Annotated in this window: 19 protein-coding genes; 5 read left to right on the top strand and 14 right to left on the bottom strand. The window is 70.6% G+C overall.

What is annotated here, in order from left to right:
- Window positions 1–2 precede the first annotated feature (2 nt).
- From trpA to hisI, 7 genes are all read right to left on the bottom strand, one after another.
- Entirely contained in the window at window positions 3–824 is an 822-nt protein-coding gene (trpA, locus tag ACXJJ3_RS05365) for a tryptophan synthase subunit alpha (protein ID WP_458168820.1), read from the bottom strand.
- Window positions 821–2,029, bottom strand: a complete 1,209-nt coding sequence (gene trpB, locus ACXJJ3_RS05370; RefSeq protein ID WP_458168821.1) for a tryptophan synthase subunit beta — start codon at window positions 2,027–2,029, stop codon at window positions 821–823. Before trpB ends, trpA begins: the two co-directional genes overlap by 4 nt.
- Before the next feature lie 79 nt (window positions 2,030–2,108).
- Window positions 2,109–2,915 carry an indole-3-glycerol phosphate synthase TrpC gene (gene trpC, locus ACXJJ3_RS05375; RefSeq protein ID WP_458168822.1) on the bottom strand — a complete coding sequence of 269 codons (807 nt, stop codon included), beginning with the start codon at window positions 2,913–2,915 and terminating at the stop codon, window positions 2,109–2,111.
- 13 nt (window positions 2,916–2,928) lie between these two features.
- Window positions 2,929–3,186 (bottom strand): HGxxPAAW family protein, encoded by a 258-nt coding sequence (locus tag ACXJJ3_RS05380; RefSeq protein WP_458168823.1) that lies wholly within the window; start codon window positions 3,184–3,186, stop codon window positions 2,929–2,931.
- A 54-nt stretch (window positions 3,187–3,240) separates the two neighbouring features.
- Window positions 3,241–3,771: a Trp biosynthesis-associated membrane protein gene (locus ACXJJ3_RS05385; protein ID WP_458168824.1), complete on the bottom strand. Its 531-nt coding sequence runs from the start codon at window positions 3,769–3,771 to the stop codon at window positions 3,241–3,243.
- 7 nt (window positions 3,772–3,778) lie between these two features.
- A complete protein-coding gene (locus ACXJJ3_RS05390) occupies window positions 3,779–5,269 on the bottom strand; it encodes an anthranilate synthase component I (RefSeq protein ID WP_458168825.1) in 1,491 nt (496 codons plus the stop codon).
- The gene (hisI, locus tag ACXJJ3_RS05395) at window positions 5,266–5,595 is read right to left on the bottom strand and encodes a phosphoribosyl-AMP cyclohydrolase (RefSeq protein ID WP_458168826.1); all 330 of its coding nucleotides are present in this window, start codon (window positions 5,593–5,595) and stop codon (window positions 5,266–5,268) included. Before hisI ends, ACXJJ3_RS05390 begins: the two co-directional genes overlap by 4 nt.
- A gap of 89 nt (window positions 5,596–5,684) precedes the next feature.
- Here hisI and ACXJJ3_RS05400 point away from each other — a divergent pair, with 89 nt between their 5' ends.
- Window positions 5,685–6,800, top strand: a complete 1,116-nt coding sequence (locus tag ACXJJ3_RS05400; protein WP_458168827.1) for a dipeptidase — start codon at window positions 5,685–5,687, stop codon at window positions 6,798–6,800.
- On the opposite strand, the gene ACXJJ3_RS05405 is transcribed toward ACXJJ3_RS05400, so the two are convergent.
- A complete protein-coding gene (locus ACXJJ3_RS05405; RefSeq protein ID WP_458168828.1) occupies window positions 6,797–7,663 on the bottom strand; it encodes a GNAT family N-acetyltransferase in 867 nt (288 codons plus the stop codon). The two genes, ACXJJ3_RS05400 and ACXJJ3_RS05405, sit on opposite strands and share 4 nt — an antisense overlap.
- 239 nt (window positions 7,664–7,902) lie before the next feature.
- Between ACXJJ3_RS05405 and ACXJJ3_RS05410 the strand changes: the two genes are divergently transcribed.
- Together ACXJJ3_RS05410 and ACXJJ3_RS05415 are read left to right on the top strand one after the other, a co-directional pair.
- The gene (locus ACXJJ3_RS05410; protein WP_458168829.1) at window positions 7,903–8,841 is read left to right on the top strand and encodes a hypothetical protein; all 939 of its coding nucleotides are present in this window, start codon (window positions 7,903–7,905) and stop codon (window positions 8,839–8,841) included.
- A gap of 125 nt (window positions 8,842–8,966) precedes the next feature.
- On the top strand, window positions 8,967–9,275 hold the full coding sequence (locus ACXJJ3_RS05415) for a Fe-S cluster assembly protein HesB (protein WP_458168830.1): 309 nt from the start codon (window positions 8,967–8,969) through the stop codon (window positions 9,273–9,275).
- Between the two features lie 46 nt (window positions 9,276–9,321).
- Here ACXJJ3_RS05415 and ACXJJ3_RS05420 read toward each other — a convergent pair whose 3' ends face one another.
- Complete coding sequence (locus tag ACXJJ3_RS05420) at window positions 9,322–11,118, bottom strand: ABC transporter ATP-binding protein (RefSeq protein ID WP_458168831.1); 1,797 nt, start codon at window positions 11,116–11,118, stop codon at window positions 9,322–9,324.
- A 76-nt stretch (window positions 11,119–11,194) separates the two neighbouring features.
- Complete coding sequence (locus tag ACXJJ3_RS05425) at window positions 11,195–13,012, bottom strand: ABC transporter ATP-binding protein (protein WP_458168832.1); 1,818 nt, start codon at window positions 13,010–13,012, stop codon at window positions 11,195–11,197.
- 93 nt (window positions 13,013–13,105) lie between these two features.
- Here ACXJJ3_RS05425 and ACXJJ3_RS05430 point away from each other — a divergent pair, with 93 nt between their 5' ends.
- Window positions 13,106–13,747: a TIGR03085 family metal-binding protein gene (locus ACXJJ3_RS05430; RefSeq protein ID WP_458168833.1), complete on the top strand. Its 642-nt coding sequence runs from the start codon at window positions 13,106–13,108 to the stop codon at window positions 13,745–13,747.
- Here the strand turns inward: ACXJJ3_RS05430 and ACXJJ3_RS05435 are convergent.
- The 4 genes from ACXJJ3_RS05435 to ACXJJ3_RS05450 form a co-directional block, all read right to left on the bottom strand.
- Window positions 13,733–14,326 carry a DedA family protein gene (locus ACXJJ3_RS05435; protein WP_458168834.1) on the bottom strand — a complete coding sequence of 198 codons (594 nt, stop codon included), beginning with the start codon at window positions 14,324–14,326 and terminating at the stop codon, window positions 13,733–13,735. The genes ACXJJ3_RS05430 and ACXJJ3_RS05435 overlap by 15 nt on opposite strands.
- Window positions 14,327–14,402: 76 nt before the next feature.
- Entirely contained in the window at window positions 14,403–15,170 is a 768-nt protein-coding gene (locus ACXJJ3_RS05440) for an MBL fold metallo-hydrolase (protein WP_458168835.1), read from the bottom strand.
- Window positions 15,171–17,273: an alkaline phosphatase family protein gene (locus ACXJJ3_RS05445; RefSeq protein WP_458168836.1), complete on the bottom strand. Its 2,103-nt coding sequence runs from the start codon at window positions 17,271–17,273 to the stop codon at window positions 15,171–15,173.
- A 66-nt stretch (window positions 17,274–17,339) separates the two neighbouring features.
- The gene (locus ACXJJ3_RS05450; RefSeq protein WP_458168837.1) at window positions 17,340–18,635 is read right to left on the bottom strand and encodes a family 43 glycosylhydrolase; all 1,296 of its coding nucleotides are present in this window, start codon (window positions 18,633–18,635) and stop codon (window positions 17,340–17,342) included.
- A 180-nt stretch (window positions 18,636–18,815) separates the two neighbouring features.
- On the opposite strand from ACXJJ3_RS05450, the gene dacB reads away from it, so the two are divergent.
- On the top strand, window positions 18,816–20,360 hold the full coding sequence (dacB, locus tag ACXJJ3_RS05455; protein ID WP_458168838.1) for a D-alanyl-D-alanine carboxypeptidase/D-alanyl-D-alanine endopeptidase: 1,545 nt from the start codon (window positions 18,816–18,818) through the stop codon (window positions 20,358–20,360).
- Window positions 20,361–20,373: the final 13 nt, after the last annotated feature.

Genomic DNA, 20,373 nt, shown 5'->3' on the forward strand with positions numbered 1-20,373 from the left:
TACTAACGATCGACGGGCGTACGGGGTTCCCGGCGGACGCCCGCGGCCAGGTCCTCCGCGAGCGACCGGACGGCGGCCGGACCGCCGTCGCCGAGCGCCCGGACGAGGGCCGCGCCAACGATCGCCGCGTCCGCGAACGCGGTCACACCGCCCGCCTGCTCGCCGTTCGAGATGCCGAGACCGACGCCGACCGGCAGCCCGGTCGCCGCGTGCGTACGGGCCACCAGCGGCGCGGCCAGGTCGGACGGCTTGTCCCGCGCGCCGGTGACGCCCATCACGGCGGTCGCGTACACGAACCCGCGGCAGGCCGCGGTGGTCATCGCGATCCGCTCGTCGGTCGACGACGGCGACACCAGGAACACCTTGTCCAGGTCGTGCTTGTCCGCCGCGGCGATCCATTCCGCGCCCTCGTCCGGGATCAGGTCGGGCGTGATCAGCCCCGCTCCCCCGACGCCGGCGAAGTCCGCCGCGAACCGGTCCACGCCGTACCGCTCGATCGGGTTCCAGTAGGTCATCACGAGCACCGGGACGTCGGAGTACGCCGCGAGCTTCTCGACCGTGCTGAGCACGTCCCGGGTCCGCAGACCGCCCGCGAGCGCGATCTCGGTGGCCCGCTGGATCGTCACGCCGTCCATCACCGGGTCGCTGTACGGCAGGCCCAGCTCGATCACGTCGGCGCCGCCGTCGACGAGCGCCTTCAGCCCGTCGACCGCGCCGTCGTACGTCGGGTACCCGGCCGGCAGGTAGCCGATGAACGCGCCGCGGCCGGCGTCGTTCGCCTTCCGGATCGCGGCTCCGGCCTTGCCCAGGGCAAGCTCGCTCATTCCCCGGATCCCTTCTCACCCAGGCCGAACCAGGTCGCGGCCGTGTCCATGTCCTTGTCGCCGCGGCCGGACAGGTTCACCAGAATGGTTGCCTCCGGCCCCAATTCGCGAGCGATGCCGAGCGCCCCCGCGACCGCGTGCGCGGACTCGATCGCCGGGATGATGCCCTCGGTCCGCGACAGCAGCTTGAACGCCTCCATCGCCTCGGCGTCCGTGATCGGCCGGTACGTCGCGCGCCCGGTCTCGGCCAGCCACGCGTGCTCCGGGCCGACGCCCGGGTAGTCCAGCCCGGCCGAGATCGAGTGCGACTCGATCGTCTGCCCGTCCTCGTCCTGCAGCAGGAACGACCGCGCACCGTGCAGTACGCCGACCTGCCCGGCCGTGATCGTGGCCGCGTGCCGACCGGTCTCGAACCCGTCGCCGCCCGGCTCGATGCCGTACAGCTTCACGTCCTCGTCCGGGATGAACGCGGTGAACAGGCCGATCGCGTTCGAGCCGCCGCCGACCGACGCGACCGCGGCGTCCGGCAGCTTCCCGGTCAGCGCCAGCGTCTGCTCGCGGGCCTCGTCGCCGATCCCGCGGACGAAGTCGCGGACCATCGCCGGGAACGGGTGCGAACCGGCCGCCGTACCGAGGATGTAGTGCGTCTTGTCGACGCTGGCGACCCAGTCGCGGAGCGCGTCGTTGATCGCGTCCTTCAGCGTCCGGCTGCCGGTCTTGACCGAGATCACCTCGGCTCCGAGCAGCCGCATCCGGGCCACGTTCAGCGCCTGCCGCTCGGTGTCGACCTCGCCCATGTAGACCACGCACTCGAGGCCGAGGTACGCACACGCGGTCGCGGTCGCGACACCGTGCTGACCGGCGCCGGTCTCGGCGATCACCCGCGGCTTGCCCATCCGCTTGGTGAGCAGCGCCTGGCCGATCGCGTTCCGGATCTTGTGCGCGCCGGTGTGGTTGAGGTCCTCGCGCTTCAGCAGGATCCGCGCACCGGCGACGTCCGACAGCCGGGTCGCGTCGTACAGCAGGCTCGGGGCGCCGATGTACTCGCGCAGCATCCGCTCGAACTCACCGGTGAACTCCGGGTCGGCCATGGCCTCGCGCCACGCCTGCGTGAGCTCGTCGAGCGGCGCGATCAGCGCCTCCGGCATGAACCTGCCGCCGAAACGGCCGAAGTGCCCGAACTGGTCGGGCAGCACAGTACTCATCCGACAAAACCTTCCAAGCCCGGCCCAGACGGCACGGGAGAGTTTCTTTCCCGGTGCCGTTTGGACCGGCCCGGATGTACTAGTGCCGCTGCTGGATGGCGGGATGCGATCCGGCGGCGACGAGGTCGGCGACCGAGGCGCGCGGATCGCGGCCGGTCACCAGAGTCTCACCGACGAGGACGACATCGGCCCCGGCGCGCGCGAACTCGATTACATCATGCGGGCCACGGACCCCGGACTCGGCCACCCGGACCAGCTCGGTCGGGATCGTCGGCGCCACCCGGGCGAAGGTGTCCCGGTCGACCTCGAGGGTCTTCAGGTTCCGGTTGTTCACGCCGATGAGCTGGGCGCCGGCGTCCACCGCACGCCGGGTCTCCTCCTCGTCGTGCACCTCGACCAGCGGGCACAGCCCGATCGACTGGGCCCGCTCGATCAGCGAGACCAGCGCCTCCTGCTCGAGCGCGGCCGCGATCAGCAGCACCATGTCGGCGCCGGCCGCCCGGGCCTCCCAGAGCTGGTACGACGAGACCACGAAGTCCTTGCGCAGCACGGGCACGTCCACCCGGCCGCGGACCGCGCGCAGGTCGTCCAGGCTGCCGTTGAACCGGCGCTCCTCGGTGAGCACCGAGATCGCCGCGGCGCCACCGAGCTCGTACTCCCCGGCCAGCGCGGCCGGGTCGGTGATCTCGGCCAGCTCGCCCTTGGACGGGCTGGACCGCTTCACCTCGGCGATCACCGCGATCCCGTCGCCACGGAACACCGGCATCGGGTCCTTGGCGTCCGGCTTGCGCCGGGCCTCTTCCTTGAGGTCGTCCAGGCTGACCCGCGCCTGGCGCTCCGCGAGGTCCGCACGGACCCCGGCGAGAATGTCGTCAAGCACAGTCATGTCCGTCCGCCCTTCAGAGGTGGCCGTCGGTCGGAACCCCGAACCCCAGCAGCTGCAGCACCTTGCCGGCCAGCGCACCGAGCACCGCGATGCCGACGGAGATCCAGAACAGCACCCAGTTCGGCCCGAGCACCATCGCGATGGCGCCGAGCGTGAACGCGACCAGCACGATCGCCACCGCCGTCCACGCCGCGGGGCTGTTGCCGTGCAGATCGTGCGGAGCCTCCTCCTCGATCCGGTCCGCCCCTTGATTCGCCACCGTATTGTTCATCTGGCGCCACTCCTCCTCGTCGTCCCGTCCTATTGTGGCGGTAGCCCTCCGCGATCAGAGAGTCGGGTCCTCCCCGGCGTCGATCGCCTTCCACTGATCAGCCGGTGCGGCGGCCGGATCACGCTCGTACCGCTGCGTAGCGCGCCGCCATCGCTGCGCTGTCACCATGGCCAGCAGACCGGCCGCCACCAGCGCGATGCCGCCCACCAGGGCGAACCACGGCGCCGGCCCGAGCGTCTGCGTCACCTGGTCCGCGACCACATCGCTCAGCTCCGGCCGCAGCCTGCTCAGCTCCGGGCCGTCGGGGCGCACGGTCAAGGCGACGACGACCGCGCCCGCCCCGAGCAACAGCACCAGGGCGCCCAGGACTCTCCGCAGCAGCGTGCCGCCGAGCTTCATGACCACAACGGCCACCACGGCGGCCAGCGCGAAGGTCAGCGGCGCCTTGGTGATCGTGTACCCGTTGAAAACCACGTCTTTGCGCCCGTTGCCCGGGTTGGCCGACACCCAGGTCAGGTAGCCCGACAGGGCGAGCAGGGCGAGCGCCGCGACGGCGAGCAGGTCGACGATCCGCTGGAATCTCATACTTCCCTCATATGTCGCTGAACGTTCCCGCGACCGCGATCGCGTTCAGTACGGCGGCCGCCTTCGTCCGGCACTCCGCGTCCTCGGCGGCCGGGTCCGAGTCCGCGACGATCCCGGCACCGGCCTGGACGTACGCCGTCCCGCCGCGCAGCACCGCGGTCCGGATCGCGATCGCGGTGTCGGCGTCGCCGGCGAAGTCCAGATAGCCGACCACGCCGCCGTACACACCGCGCCGGGTGATCTCGAGCTTGTCGATGATCTCCATCGCCCGCGGCTTCGGCGCCCCGGACAACGTCCCGGCCGGGAACGCCGCGGTGAGCGCGTCGAACGCGGTCCGCCCGGCCGCCAGCTGACCGGTCACGGTGGACTCCAGGTGCATCACGTGGCTGTACCGCCGGACATCCATGAAGTCCACGACCTCGACGGTGCCCGGTGCGCAGACCCGGCCGACGTCGTTGCGGCCGAGGTCCACCAGCATCAGATGCTCGGCGCGTTCCTTGGCGTCCGCGCGCAGCTCCTCCTCCAGCGCGTGGTCCTCCTCCGGCGTCGCGCCGCGCCGCCGGGTGCCGGCGATCGGGTGCAGGATCACCTTGTTCTCGGTGACCTTGACCAGGGCCTCCGGGCTGGAGCCGACGATGTCGAAGCCGTCCAGCCGGACCAGATACATGTACGGACTCGGGTTCGACCGGCGGAGCACCCGGTAGATGTCCAGCGCGGACGCGGTGGTCGGCAGCTCGAACCGCTGCGAGACGACGATCTGGAACGCCTCGCCCGCCCGGATCTCCTCCTTGGCGTGCTCGACGGCCTGCCGGTACTCCGCGCTCGACCGCTGCCGGTGCGGATCCGGCTCGGCCTGCCGGTCGGCGCGCACGACGTACGACGGGGTCGGCCGCGCGAGGTCCCGCTCCATCGCGTCCAGCCGGCGGACGGCGTCCGCGTACGCCTCGTCGACGCGGTCGTCGGAGTCGTCCCAGTTGACCGCGTTCGCGATCAGCCAGATCTCGCCGGTCTCGTGGTCGAGCGCGGCCAGGTCGGTCGCGAACAGGAACGTCAGCTCGGGCAGCCCGAGGTCGTCGGTGGTTGTGTCCGGCAACCGCTCCAGCCGTCGGACGGCGTCGTACCCGAGGAAGCCGACCATGCCGCCGGTCAGCGGCGGCAGGCCCGGCAGCCGCGGGGTGTGCAGGATCTCCAGCGTCTCCCGGAGCGCCCGCAGCGGGTCGCCGGTCTCCGGCAGCCCGACCGGCGGGTTCCCGGTCCAGACGGCCTCGCCGTTGCGCTCGGTCAGCGTCGCGGCCGAGCGGACACCGATGAACGAGTACCGCGACCAGACGCCGCCGTTCTCCGCGGACTCCAGCAGGAACGTGCCCTCGCGCTCGGCGGCCAGCTTGCCGTACACCCCGATCGGGGTCTCCGCGTCGGCCAGCAGCCGGCGGGTGACCGGGATGACCCGGCGGTCCTTCGCGTACTCGCGGAAGGTCTCCAGCTCCGGGACCGTCACGCCGCCACCTCGATCTCGCCGTGCTCGAAGCAGCTGCGGGTGCCGGTGTGGCAGGCCGGGCCTTCCTGGTCGACGAGCACCAGCAGGGTGTCCGCGTCGCAGTCGACGAGGAGCTGCTTGACGTGCTGCCGATGGCCGCTGGTCTCGCCCTTGACCCAGTACTGCTGCCGGCTGCGCGACCAGAACGTGCTGCGTCCGGTCTCCGCGGTACGGCGTACTGCCTCGGCGTTCATCCAGCCCACCATCAGGACCTCGCGCGTGTCGTACTGCTGCACCACCGCCGGGATCAGCCCGGCCGCGTCGAAGGTCAACTCGTCGATGTTCACCCGTCCATTGTCGCTGATCACAAGTCGCGGCCCGACAACGGTGTGCGCCGACGAACTCCGGTGCGTGGATTGCTGACAAGATGGCCGGCATGACGACGAGTGAGGCACGGGTTCAGGCGGTGCTGGCGGACCATCCGGTGATCGACGGGCACAACGACCTGCCGATCGCGTTCTACGAGTTGTGTGGGTACGACCTGGACGCGCACGATCTGGCCGGGTCCGTCCCGCAGCTCAACACCGACCTGCCGCGGCTGCGGACCGGGCACGTCGGCGGCCAGTTCTGGTCGCTGTGGGTGCCCCAGGACGAGCACGCGGTACGCCGGACCTTCGAGCAGCTGGACTTCGTCCGGCAACTGGTGCAGCGGTTCCCCGAGGACCTGCAGCTCGCCGACACCGCCGACGACGTCGAGGCCGCGATCAAGGCCGGCCGGGTCGCGTCGCTGATGGGCATGGAGGGCGGTCACTCGATCGGCGAGTCCCTCGGCGTGCTGCGGGTGATGCGGTCGCTCGGCGTCCGGTACATGACGCTCACGCACAACGACAACGTGTCCTGGGCGGACTCCGCGACCGACGAGCCGGTGCTCGGCGGGATGAACGAGTTCGGCGAGCAGGTGGTCCGCGAGATGAACCGGATCGGCATGCTGGTCGATCTCTCGCACGTCTCCGCAGACACCATGCGGCACGCGCTCCGGGTGACCGACGCGCCGGCGATCTTCAGCCACTCGTCGGCCCGCGCGGTCTGCGACGTACCGCGGAACGCGCCGGACGACGTACTCGAGACGCTGGCCGGGAACGACGGGGTCTGCATGGTGACGTTCGTGCCGATGTTCGTGTCGCAGGCGTATGCGGAGTGGGTGAACGACGCGCAGGCCAAGGCGAAGGAGGCCGGGCTGCACGTGTACGGTCCCGAGCACCGCGCGCAGCTCGAGGAACTGGTCGGCAGGCCGCGGCCGCAGGCCTCGCTCGCGGACGTGGTCGCGCATGTCGAGCACGTCCGCGAGGTGGCCGGCATCGACCACATCGGCGTCGGCGGCGACTACGACGGCTGCCCGGACTTCCCGACCGAACTGCCGGACGTGGCGTCGTACCCGGTGCTGTTCAGCGCGCTGGCCGACCGCGGCTGGAGCGACGACGACCTCGCCAAACTTGCCGGCGGCAACATCCTCCGGGTGCTCCGGGCCGCCGACGACGTCGCGACGGCCTAGGCCTCGCGGTACTGGGCGCGGATCTCGGGCTGGGGCTCGAGGCCCGCGGCCTGGTACGTCGCGACCGCGCCGTCGTTGAAAGCCGGCGTACAGGTGTAGATGCTGGACGCGCCCAGCTCCCGCAGCGCCCGGGCGCAGGCGAGCACGATCGCGGTGCCGTAGCCGCGGCCGCGGTGCAGCCGGTGCACGCCCATCGGCTCGATGTAGCCGGGTTTGCCCGCGCCCGCGGACCAGATCGTCGCGGCCGCCACCGACTCGCCGAGCTGGTTGCGGAGCACCAGGCACTGCGCGTCGGCGTACGGCACGCCGTCGGCCATCGCGAACCAGCGGTCGTTGGTGAACGTGGACCCGTCGAACGACGCCCGCTGCACCCCGGCCCGCTCGTGCGCCTCCTCGGAACCGATCACATCCACCCGGACGCCCGGGTCCGGCACCGGATCGGTCAGGTCACGGCGCAGCGGGATCCACGGGTCGTCCCACTTCCAGCCCTCCTTGGCGAGCAGGTCCTGGGCGAGCGCCGCCATCGGCGTCTCGACGAACACCTTGCCCTCGATCAGCACCCCGGTCGCCGGGTCCGCGACGTCCGCGACGATCCGCTCCGCGAGCTCCTCGTCGCGCTGCGCGTCCGGCGCGATCGCCATCCGCACCCAGTCCGGCTCGTCGAGCATCCCGAGCGCGACGATCTGACCGTCCCGCCGCCAGATCCGGGTCGCCGCCGCGGTCCGCTCGATCCCGAACCGCCAGAACCACCCGAGATCCCCCGGATGCAGCTGCAACGGCACGTCCTCCCGGGTCCACTCCCGCAACACCGCCACCACGGTCTCCAGCTCGCCGGTCCCCGCAGTACTCAACTCGATCGCCATCCCCCGATCCCACACCATCGCACCGACAGTCCGCACATCCGTTATGCCGTCTTTGGGTCTTTGGGCCTCCACCAACCAAAACTCGCGCCGAAATCTGGTTGGTGGGGACCCGAAGACGGGTTGTCCACAGGGGTGGAGCGGCGCGCGGGCGGGGCGGGGAGGATGGGGGGATGGATCGGTTGGATGAGGTGACTTGGGGGCGGGTGCGGGTTGCGGCGCGGGAACCTGTGGCTCGGCATGTGCTTCTTGGGCTTGGGATCGGCGACGCGGATCTTCGTCGGCTGGTACGGCGACGTGACCTCTGGCACCGGCATGGTCACTACATCGACGGGCGGCTCGACGAGAGCCTCGCGGTGATCGCCTGTGCGCAGGCGGCCTATCCGGGCTCGGTCGTGAGCCACTTCAGCGCCGCCCGGCTGGCCGGACTCCCGGTGTGGACCGATCACCGGCGACGGGCCGCGCCGCCGGCCGACGCGAGTTGGCTGACGCGTCCACCGGCCGCCCCGCGCAACCAGCTCCGCGCGGACATCGTCGTACGGCGGGCCGGGCTCGCCACTCCTGACCTGTCGCAGCACGGCCGGCTGCCCGTCACCGGTATCGCGAGGACCGTCGTCGACCTCGCCCGGGAACTGCCGACGTGGGAAGCGGTCGCCACGGTCGACCATGCCTTGCGGAACGGTACGGCGATGTCCGAGCTGCTCGAGGTCTGCGCACGCCAGGAGCACTGGCCCGGGATCAGGTCGGCCCGCGCCACGATCGAGTTCGGGGATCCGATGTCCGAGTCGGTTCTCGAGTCGATCTCGCGGGCGCGGTTCGCGGCGGCGAAATTGCCGGCGCCGGTGCTCCAGGTCCAGTTCTTCGACGGCGTCTGGTGGATGCCCGAACGTGTCGACTTCTTCTGGCCGGACTTTCGGACGGTCGGGGAGGCGGACGGCCTCGCGAAGTACGACGCGGACTCGCCCGAGGAACGGCGGCGGACGATGCGCCGCAGCCACCGGCGCGACCAGCGCCTCGGCGACCGCGGTGTCGAAATTTGCCACTTCGGCTGGGAAGACGTGGTCGATCCACGCTCGGACCTGATCGCGCGTCTCCACGCCGCGTTCGCGCGCGGCACCTCCCGCACCACACCCCCACCCACCTGGCGCGTCACGCCGTCCCCGCTCGCCGACATCGCCTGACCTTGAGCCCCCACCAACCAGAATTCGTGCCGGGAAATGGTTGGTGGGGGCTCAAAGAGGGGGTTTGTGATTTGGGGAGGCGGGCACGGGGCGGGGGCTAGTGACAACCGACGGATGGAGTGGCTGTGCTGACCCTGACTGAGAACGCGACGCTGGTGATCAAGAGCATCACCGGGGTCGAGGGTGCGCCGGACGGAGCCGGGGTGCGGATCTCGCAGGAGAACCCGGCGGATCCGGCGCTCGCGGTGACCACGACCGAGGCTCCGCAGCCGGGAGACCAGGTCGTCGAGGAGGCGGGTGCCCGGGTCTTCCTCGAGCAGAACGCCGCGAACGCCCTCGACGACAAGATCCTGGACGCGGCGGTGGACGACAAGGGCGGAGTGGAGTTCCTGCTGGTCCCGCAGCCGGGGCCGGGGACCGCGCCGACCCCGTGACTGCTGTACCGAAGAACGGGTAGAGCACTACCCGTTCTTCGGTACGTCACACCGCGCTGCGCTGCGCGATCCAGCTGTCGTGCAGCCGGCTGTAGACCCCACCGGCCGCAACCAACTGAGCGTGCGGCCCCCGCTCCACCACAACACCTTCGTCGAACACCAGAACCTCGTCCGCGGCCTCCGCCGTCGACAGCCGGTGCGCGATCGTCACCGACGTACGGCCGGCCATCAGCCGCTCGAGCGCGGCGTTCACCCGGACCTCGGTCCCGGGGTCGACCGCCGACGTCGCCTCGTCCAGCACCAGCAGGTCCGGGTCCGCGATGTTCGCCCGGACCAGCGCGACCAGCTGCCGCTCCCCCGCGGACAGCGACTCCCCGCGCTGACCGACCGGCGAGTCCAGCCCGTCCGGCAGCGACTCCAGCCAGTCCGTCAGCCCCAGCGACTCGAACGCGGCCAGCAGCTCCGCGTCCGTCACCTCCGGCCTGCCGAACCGTACGTTGTCGGCCAGGGACGCGTCGAACAGGTACCCGTCCTGCGGCACCATCACGACCCGCTCCCGCAGCGAGTCGAACGAGATCTCCCGCGCGTCCACCCCGTCCAGCCGGACCGCCCCGGAGGTCGGGTCCATCAGCCGGGTGAGCAGCTTCGCGAACGTCGTCTTGCCGGACCCGGTCTCGCCGACGACCGCGACCCGGCGCCGCGGTTCGATCCGGACGTCGACGTCCCGCAGTACCAGCTCGCCTTCGGGGTACGCGAAGTCGACGTCGGCGAACTCCACCGTGATCGGCCCGCGCTGCTGCCGTACGCCGTCCTCGCCCGGGTCCGCGACGTCGGCCGGGGTCGCGATCACGCCGAGCACCCGCCGCCAGCCCGCGAACGCGCTCTGTGCGTCGGTCAGCACCTGCGTCGCGATCTGCACCGGGTCGGAGAACAGCGCGACCAGGAACATGAACGCGAGCAGCTCCCCCAGCGTCGCCTGCTTGTCCACGCCGAGCAGTACGCCGACGGTCAGTACGCCGGCATTCGCGAGACCCGCGGCCAGGCCGCCGATCGAGAACGTCACACCGGTGATCGCCTGCGCCTTCGTCGCGGTCTTGCGGTAGTCCTCGATCGAGGCGTCGATCCGGCCCTGGGTGCGCTGCTCGATCGCGTACGAGCGGACCACCTGCGCGCCGACCACCGGCTCCGCGATCGCGGACAGCATCTCGCCGACCTTCGCCCGGACCACGCCGTACGCCGCCGACATCGCGCGCTGCAGGTACTTCAGGCTGCCGAACAGCGGCACGAAGCAGATCAGCACGACGAGCGCGAGCTGCCACGAGTAGAAGAACATCACGATCGTCGCGAGGAACATCTGCCCGAGGCTGACCAGGAAGATGAACCCGCCGAACTGCAGGAACTGCGACACCGTGTCGACGTCCGAGGTGACCCGGCTGACCAGTGCGCCGCGGCGCTCGGTGCTCTGGGTCAGCACCGGCAGGTCGTGCACGTGCCGGAACGCCTTGATCCGCATCGTCGCGAGCCCGTGCTCGGAGTTGATCGCGAGCCGGACGGTGGTCAGGTACGACGCGCCCGCAGTCAGGATCACGCCGAGCGCGCAGACCAGGCACATCCAGGCGACGTACGACATGTTCGGGCCCTTCGGTCCGGACAGGCCCTTGTCGATGGTCTGCTGGACCGCGATCGGTACCACGATCCGCCCGGCCGTCATGGTCAGCGCGAGAATCCCGGTCAGCCACCACCCGCGCGCCAGCTCCGGCGAGACCTTCAGACCCTCCTTGAGGGTCTGCATCCCGCCCGCGTTGTCGCCATGGTCGAGACGACTTGCTTCGGCCGCGCTCATCCACGTCCTCGCTTCGCTCCGGGCGTGGATGAGTGCGAGGCGCTGCTCTGTTCGATGGTGAACTCGCTGCGCTCCTTCACAGTGAAACCTCTTCTTCCTCGCGCCGTTCGGCGTCCTTCTCGTACGCGTCCACCAGGTCCCGGTACGCCGGGGTCGACGCCTGCAGCTCGGTGTGCGAGCCGTGCGCCTGGATCCGGCCGTCGTTCAGGAACAGCACCTCGTCGGCGAGCGAGATCGTCGCCTTCCGGTACGCGATCACCAGCACCGTCGTCGCCGATCCCGAGTCGTCCTGGACGGCGGACCGCAGCCCGGCCAGGATCCGGGCCTCGACCTGCGGGTCGACCGCGCTGGTCGCGTCGTCGAGGATCAGCAGCCGCGGCCGCCGGACCAACGCCCGGGCGAGCGCGATCCGCTGCCGCTGCCCGCCGGACAGCGACGTACCGCGCTCGCCGACCTTGGTGTCCAGGCCCTCCGGCAGCGCCTTCACGAAGCCGTCGCCCTGGGCGATCCGGAGCGCGTCCCAGACGTCGTCGTCCGTGTACTCGCCTCCGAGGGTGATGTTCCCGCGGATGGTGTCGTCGAACAGGAACGCCGTCTGGGCGACCAGCGCGACCGATCCGGCCAGCTCGTCGCGGGCCAGCTCGCGCAGGTCGATGCCGTCGACCTTCACCGCGCCCTGCTCCGGGTCGACCAGCCGGGTCAGCAGCGTGGTCAGCGTCGACTTCCCGGACCCGGTCGGCCCGACGACCGCGACCGTCCGGCCAGGCTCGACGGTGAAGTCGACACCGGCGAGTACGTCGCGCTCCGGGAGGTACCCGAACCGGACGCCGGCCACCTGCAGCCGGGCCGCCTTCGCCGACGTCAGCCGCGCCTCGCCGTACTCCATCCCGCCCTCGGCGGTCAGCACCCGCTGCACCCGGTCCCAGCCGACGACCGAACGCGGGAGCTCGCCGAGCACCCAGCCGAGCGCGCGGATCGGGAACCCGATCAGCGTGAACAGGAACGCCACCTGCACCACGTCGCCCGCATCGGCACCGCCGGACTTCACCCGCCCGACGCCGACCAGCAGTACGGCGAGGACACCGAGCCGCGGCAGGCCGTCGATCACCGGGTCGAACATGCCGCGGGCCTTGTTCACCGCGATGTTCGCGTCCCGGAGCGCGTACGTCGGCTCCCGGAAGCGCTCGGTCTCGGCCGCCTCCCGGCCCAGCGTCTTCACCACCAGCGCGCCGTCGAACGACTCGTGCGCCACCTCGGACACGTCGGCGCGGAGCTGCTGCGCGCGGGTCGCGAGCGGCTGCAGGTACCGCTGGAAGATCACGTTCGCGACGAAGACCAGCGGGAACACCAGGCAGCCGACCAGCGCCAGCCAGACGTCCGCGGCGAACATCGCGATGGTCGCGAACACCAGCATCGCGATCACACCGATCGCCATCGGCAGCGGCGCGATCACGAACCAGGTCGACTCCACGTCGGCGTTCGCGTTCGACAGCAACATGCCGGTCGAGTGCTGGTGGTGCCACTCGAGCGGCAGCTTCAGGTACTGCCGGGTGACGCGGCGGCGGTACGTCGCCTGCAGCCGGAACTGCATCACGCCGGCCCCGAGCCGGCGCCCGACGACGCCGATCGCGTTCAGGATCGCGATCCCGATGAACAGCGAGATCAGCGCCGCGATCGCGCCGCCGCTGACGTCACCGCGCTCGAACGCCGGGCGGATCAGGTGGTCGGTGGACCAGCCGAGCGCCCATCCGCCGGCCACGGTCATCGCGCCGTACAGCATGCTGGCGAGCACGGACAGCGCGAAGATGCCCGGCTCCTCCCAGATCGCGACCCGCAGCACGCCGAACCCCCGCCGGGTGACGCTGCCCTTGTCGGGGACTTTCGGGACAGGCAAGACTCACTCCAGGCAGACAGGTGCATACGCGGGACACAGGCATGACAACGATTGACATTCTGCCACCCACTACCGACAACTACGATCGGATATGTGACCGACTACAGCCGGGTAGAACGACTCGCTTTGTGTGACCTGTTCGATGAGGTCGGGCCTGCCGCGCCGACGCTCTGTGAAGGCTGGGACGCCTACGACCTAGCGGTGCATCTGTACGTCCGGGAGGCCGATCCGATGGCTGGGCCTGGCCTGGTGATCTCGGCGTTCGCCGACACCACCGCGCGCCGGATGCAGCGGGTGAAGGACAGATACGGCTTCGCCGAGGTGGTCGACAAGGTGCGGAGCGGGCCGCCGCGGGTGTCGCTGTTCGCGGTGCCGAAGCTCGGCGCGCAGATCAACACCTCGGAGTACTTCATCCATCACGAGGACGTCCGCCGCGCGCAGCCGTCGTACGAGGTCCGGACGCTGCCGGCCGATCAGCAGGAGGGACTGTGGAAGGGCCTCCGGTTGGCGGCGCGGTCGATGGCGCGCAAGTCGCCGACCGGTCTGGTGCTGGCTCGGCCGGACGGTACGTCGGTGGTCGCGAAGCAGCCGACCGCGGACGGTTCGGTGACGGTGACGGGTGAGCCCGCGGAGCTGGTGCTGTTCTGCAGCGGGCGGCAGGCGGTGGCCGACGTACACCTGGACGGCGAGGCGGAGGCGGTGGACCAGCTCCGCCACGCGTCATTCGGTCTTTGACGCGGCCTTCGAGCGGCGGCGGGCGCGCTGGACCAGGCTGCTGACGACGGTGGTCAGGATGACCAACACGATCGCCGCCAGCACGCCCTGCCACGGCTCGTCGAAGAGCGCGTAGCCGAGCAGGCCGATCGCCATGTAGACCGCGGCCCACAGCGACGAGGCGGCCAGGTCGACGATCGCGAACCGCTCCCAGCGGTACCCGGCGAGGCCCGCCGCGAGCAGCACCGGCACCCGGCCGCCGGGGATCAGCCGGGATGTGAGCAGGACGCCGATCTCGTGCTCGGACAGCCGGTCCCGCAGTGTGTCCAGCGACGCGTTGTCGCGCAGCCACCCGATCCGCTTCGCGAGCCGCTCCCCGCCGAAGCGGCAGCCGGCGTACACGATCAGGTCGCCGAGGTACGCACCACCCGCGCCGGCGATCAGCACCCCGACCAGCCCGATCGGATTGCCGTGCGACGCGAGTACGGCGCCCGCCGACACCGCTGCCCCGGTCGGCAGCACAGGCAGCACCGCCCCGATCAGCACCGCCCCGGCCAACGCAACCAAATACCAAAGATCGAACGTGGCGTCCCCGCTCATCGACGTCCTCGCTTCGCTGCGGGCGCCGCTGCGCGGCGAGACCCGCTGTGCTGGACGGTGAACTCGCTTCGCTCGCTCACAGTGCGGGAACCTCGAGCGAGTCACCCGGGTTCAGGACCTCGACCTTCACCGCGGGGTCGACGTCGGTCATCGCGGTCTTGAACCTCTCCCCCGGTGGCAGGAACAGCTCCGGCTTGATCCAGTCGCAGCCGATCGGCCAGAACGTCCCGAAATGTACCGGCACCGCGGTCGTCGCCCCGACCCGCCGCACCGCCTCGGCAGCCCGGACCGGGTCCAGGTGACCAGGTCCGAGCGACGGACCCCAGCCGCCGACGGGCACCAGCGCGAGATCGACCGGCCCGGCCTCGGCCGCGAGACCGTCGTACAGGTCGGTGTCCCCGGCGAACCAGACACTCGGCGAGCTGTCGATCCGGTACCCGACGGCGGGCGCGGAGTACGACGACCACGGCAGCCGGCGGCCGTCGTGATGCGCGGTGACCACGCTGATCTCCAGCGACCCGACCTTCACCTGGTTGCCGGGAGCAACTTCGATGCAGCGGTCCGAGTACAGCGGCCCGCTGTCCGCGTGGATCAGCTTCGCGGCGCCGCGCGGCACCACCAGCGCGGCGTCCGGCGAGATGAACGGCAGCGACGTCAGGTGCAGGTGGTCGGCGTGCAGGTGCGACACCAGGACCGCGTCGCAGTCCCCCGCCCCGGGCAGCGGCACCGGGCCGCGGCGCCGGCGCAGGTGCGCGATCCGCGCGGTCAGCACCGGGTCGGTGAGGAGCCGGGTGCCGTTCGCCTCGATCGTGGCGGTGGCGTGACCCCACCAGGTGACGCGCATTCAGGCCTCTACCTTCGACTCGACCGGTTCCTGCTGGTCCTTGCGCTGCCCCAGCTTCTCCAGCCAGCCGATCAGCACCTCGTGTACCGCATCCGAGCCTACGGGAGGCTCGCCGAGCACCCAGCGGCTCGGGTGCACCAGCACCGCCTCGGTCTGCCAGCCGCCGATCCCGCCGTGGCACCCGACCAGTTCCTCGAACGCCGCCACCTCGTGGGTGTACTCGTCCAGCCGGCTGACCACGACCAGGTCGCCGTTGTGCGGCATCCCGGCCTGCCGGAGCATCGACGCCGCGGCGAGTTCGCCGTACGGCGTCAACGGGTCCTCGCCCTCGATCCGTCCGGAGCGCAGCACGTGCACCCCGGCGGCGCCGATCGCGACCGGGCCCTCGGCGAGCGAGTCGACCACCACGAACCCGATCCCCGGATGCGTCGCGAGGCCCGGGACCAGCTTCGGGTGCAGCAGCTCGATCTCCTCCAGCGGCACCCGGCCGGGCGTGGTCGCGAGGTAGATCAGGGCCAGGTTCCCGGAGGCGGTGACGACCATCTGCTCGTCCGCGGCGACCGGCGGCTCGCAGTCCTTCGGGCCGAGCTCGACCTCGCCGGTCTTCACGTGCAGCGCCTTCCGGGTCATCGACCCGGTGACGCTGCGGCGCATCGAGAGCTCGGTCAGGAACGCGTTCACCGGGCCCCAGCCCTCGGACTTGCCGACCGCCTGGACCGGCTCCTTGGTGGTGTCGACCAGGTCGTCGACCACCTCGGCCAGCGTCCGCCCGTAGCGCTGCAGGAACGTCGAGCCCTGGCTCTGGCCGTGGTCGGACAGTACGACGATCTCGTACGAGTGCGGCAGGATGTCGATGATCCGCTGCAGCGCGCCGAGCACCCGGTCCAGGCCCTCGAGGGTCTGCAGCGACTCGGCGCGGGTCGGCCCGGCGTGGTGCGCGACCTCGTCGTAGTCGACGAAGTCGCAGTAGATCACCGGCGTGCCCTTGACCAGCTCGTCGGTGATCAGCGAGACATTCAGGTCGCGGAGCAGGACGTTGGTGATCGCGCGCAGGAAGATGTACCCGCCGCCGCGCTTGACCCGCGGAACCAGGTGCCGGACGCGTTGCCGGCGGGCCTGGTGCAGCTCCTTGATCACCTCGGCGACGCACAGGATCAGCCCGCGCGCGGCCCCCTGCGGGCTGGAGAAGAACCGGATGTAGCCGCGGCTGCGGCTGTTCGGCAGGGCGGCCTGGCTGAAGACCAGCTCGCACTTCTCGGCGTCGCCGGACCAGTTGTTGCTGATGCTGACGCCGCCGTCCGCGAGCAGCCCGCGCCCGGTCGACATCCGCTTCTCGATCTCCGCCGCGTCCCGGGCCCGGTTGGTGACCATGACCCGGCCGGCCTCCTTCTCGTACCAGCGGAAGGCCGGGATGTGCAGCGAGCCGCCGTGCAGGATGCCCGCCTGACTCGCCGGCGTGGTCGCCGGGACGCCGGTGTGCCAGGTCTGCAACGAGTGGTTGCCGTCCCGGATCCAGCCGCCGAGGTTCGGCAGGTTGCCGGCCAGCACCATCCAGTTCAGCAGCGGGGCGGACAGGCCGTCGATCTGGACGATCAGCATCCCGGTCTTCGGCGCCGGCTGGATCCGCCGCGCGCGCCGGTGCACGACCCGCATCACCTCGGCGACGTACGCGTCGTCACTGCCGGCGTAGGCGACCCAGCCGACGAAGGCGCTGATCGACGACATCACGATCGACACCAGCACCGGCGCCTCGACCCCGCCGTGCAGGTCGACGCCGGGGTCGACGGTGATCCCGAGGTACACCACCGCGAACTGCGACAGCAGCCCGCCGACCAGGACGCCGATCGACCCGATCAGTACCGCGATCCCGGCCAGGATCCAGCGCATGATCACCGAGAACACCGCCAGCAGCACGACCAGCCGGAAGATCGGCAGCCGGCCGTCGCTGCTGATCTGCGGCAGCAGCCAGAACGTCAGCGTCAGCGTGATCAGCGACGCGAGCCCGCCGTACAGCATCGCTCCCAGACCACGTCCGGTACGGCGGAGATCCAGCCATACCGGACGTCGCCGGGTCGTGGAGACCTGTTCCGGTGGTTTCGCCATGCGATAGACAGCCTGCTTCCCCGTCGTACTTGTGCAGTACGAGACTACGGGGTCGCGCCGACGGAACTACTGCACCTCGAGGTAGTCGACCTCCGTGTACAGCGTGCCCTTGGTCAGCCGGATCGTGTTCCAGCCGGCGTTGAGCGTGACGGACACCGAACTCTCGTGCCAGTTGTCCCAGCCCGTGACCGGGTAGCTGACCGAGCCCGCGTTGTTGCCGTTGACAACGAGCCCGTGGCTGGCGGTGGACGCCGAACCGTTGGCGTACCCGACGTACAGCGTGTAACTGCCGGCCACCGGGGCGAACACCGTGTTCTCCACCCACGAGTCGGCGTAGTCGATGTACGCGACCACCTTGCCGTCCGACGCGCCGGCCGCGTTCGCCCGGACCGTGCAGTGGTTGAGCGTCCCGCGCTCAGCTTCGTACCGGACCCGGCTGCCGCGGACCACCGGGTAGTCGTTCGCGTACCCGACGTCGGCGACGTACAGGTGCCGGCCGCCGTTCACCCAGCCGTGCATGAACACCTTGCCGCCGACGAAGTCCGCGCCGCCCGGCCCGCACACGTGGCTGTCGAACGTCGCCGTCGTCATCAACGGCCGGTACGCCGTCGTCCACGGCCCGCTGAGGCTCTTCGAGGTCGCGTACGACGTGAGGTAGTTGCAGTCGTTGTACCCGCCGCCGGAGAAGTAGAGGACGTACTGCGATCCGCGCTGCACCAGGTCGGGTGCCTCGATGATGCCGCTCGACGTCAGCATCGCGGTGTTGCCGCCGACCAGGGTCTGGCCGTTGTTCGCGGTCTTGGTCAGCCAGAGCGTCGACGGCTGGCTGACCGCGTTGCCGTCGTTCTTCCAGACCAGGTAGCGGGTGCCGTCGTTGGCCACGAACGTGTTCGGGTCGATCGCGCCGCCGATGCCGAGCGGGCAGATCAACGGCGCCGTACCGACGGGCTGGAACGGGCCGAGCGGGCTGGTGGCGGTCGCGACGCCGATGCACTGCCGGCCGGACGCCTTGTGCCACGCGGTGTAGGTGAGGGTGTAGGTGCCGTCCGGGTTCGGGTAGACGTCCGGCGCCCAGGTGCGGCCGGGCTGGGCCCAGGCGCTCGACGGGCCGCCGGGCATCGCGTCGCCGCGGATCGTCCACGGGCCGTTCGCGCTCGGCGCGGTGGCCACTGGCACGGTGCCGCGGCTGCCGTTGGTCGCGTACGCGTACCAGGTGCCGTTCTGCTCGAAGACGTCCGGGTCGGGGAAGTTCTCGCCGATGATCTCGCTCGGGAAGACCGCTCCGGCGTCGGCGTGCGCCGGGACGGACAGGAACGTGGCCAAGCTCAGGGCGGCCACCAAGGCCGCCAGAAGTCGTCTCATGGGTGACTCCTCAGGTGGGGGCGGATACCTGCGGATCCACTTTTACATCGATTCACCTGAAACACCACGCCTCAATCACTGGACCCTGAAGATTCCGGGGTGGAGACTCCCGCTAGTTGATTTCCGCCTGGATCAAGGGAGTGTCTCGTGAGTCTTTTACCGAGAGTGTCGGGACGCGGGATGGTGGCCGCCGTGGCCGCGGTCGCCGCCATCACAGGCGCGGCCGGCGGCTTCGTCGGACAGTCGGCCGCGACGCCGGCCGCCGTCCAAGCAACCCCGCTGCAGCAACGCCTCGACGGCCTGCTGAACGACAGCCGGTACGACGGTTCGCAGGTCGCGCTCGTGGTCCGGGACGCGACCACCGGCGAGACGCTGTACGACAAGAACGGCGCCGAGCGGCTGCTGCCCGCGTCGAACACCAAGCTCTTCACCTCGACGGCCGCGATGCACACGCTCGGCCCGTCGTACCGCTTCCACACCGACGTGCTCGCCACCGCACCCGTCCGCGGTGGACAGCTGCTCGGCAACCTCTACCTCAAGGGGTACGGCGACCCGACCGCGCTCGAGTCGGACTACGCCGGCCTCGCGAAGCAGCTCAAGGCGGCCGGTGTCCGGCGGGTCTTCGGCGACCTGATCGCGGACGACACGTACTTCGACCACGTCCGCCTCGGCGACACCTGGTCCTGGGACGACGAACCGTACTACTACAACGCGCAGATCTCCGCGCTGACGCTGGCGCCGAACACCGACTACGACTCCGGTACGGCGATCGTCGAGACCCGTCCGGGTGCCGCCGCCGGCGCTCCGGTGAAGCTCGGCCTGGTGCCCGCGAACGGCGTACTGAAGCTGGTCAACACCGCGACCACCGGCGCGGCCGGCTCCGCGAACACGATCAGCGTCGACCGCGACCACGGCACCAACGTCGTCCGGATCACCGGGTCGATGCCGCTCGGATCGTCCGTCGAGCAGGACTGGGTGACGGTCTGGGAGCCGGAGCTGTACGCCGCCGACGTGTTCCGCCGGGCGCTCGCCGCGCAGGGCATCACGGTCAGCGGTTCGATCAAGAACGCGGCGACCCCGGCCGGTGCCGGTCGGCTTGCCCGGGACGAGTCGATGACGGTCGGCGAACTGCTCACGCCGTTCCTCAAGCTGTCCAACAACATGCACGCCGAGACCCTGGTCAAGACGATGGGCGCGGTCGCAGAAGCCGACGGCAGCTGGCCTGCTGGGCTCGACGTGGTCACGAAGTACGCGAAGACGCTCGGCGTCGACACGAGCCGGATCCGGCTGGCCGACGGCTCGGGCCTGTCGCGGAAGGTCAACGTCACGGCCGACTCGATCACCGATGTACTGATCGGCGCGCAGAAGGAGTCCTGGTGGAAGCAGTGGTACGACGCGCTGCCGATCGCCGGCAACCCGGACCGGTTCGTCGGCGGCACGCTGCGCAGCCGGATGCAGAACACGCCGGCCGCGAACAACCTGCACGGCAAGACCGGCTCGCTCACCGGGGTGACGTCGCTGTCCGGGTACGTCACCGACAAGGACGGCCGGAAGCTCGTGTTCTCGATGATCAGCAACAACTACCTGGACAGCCCGCGCTCGATCGAGGACGCGGTCGGCGTCACGCTGGCGTCGTGGTCAGACAAGGCGCCGCCCGCCGCGGTCGTCGCGCCGCTCAAGGCCGCGCCGAACCTGTGTGAGTCGGAGTGGGACAAGGCCTGTTAATCCGGTCGACAGG

It is taken from the genome of Kribbella sp. WER1, from assembly GCF_054189145.1.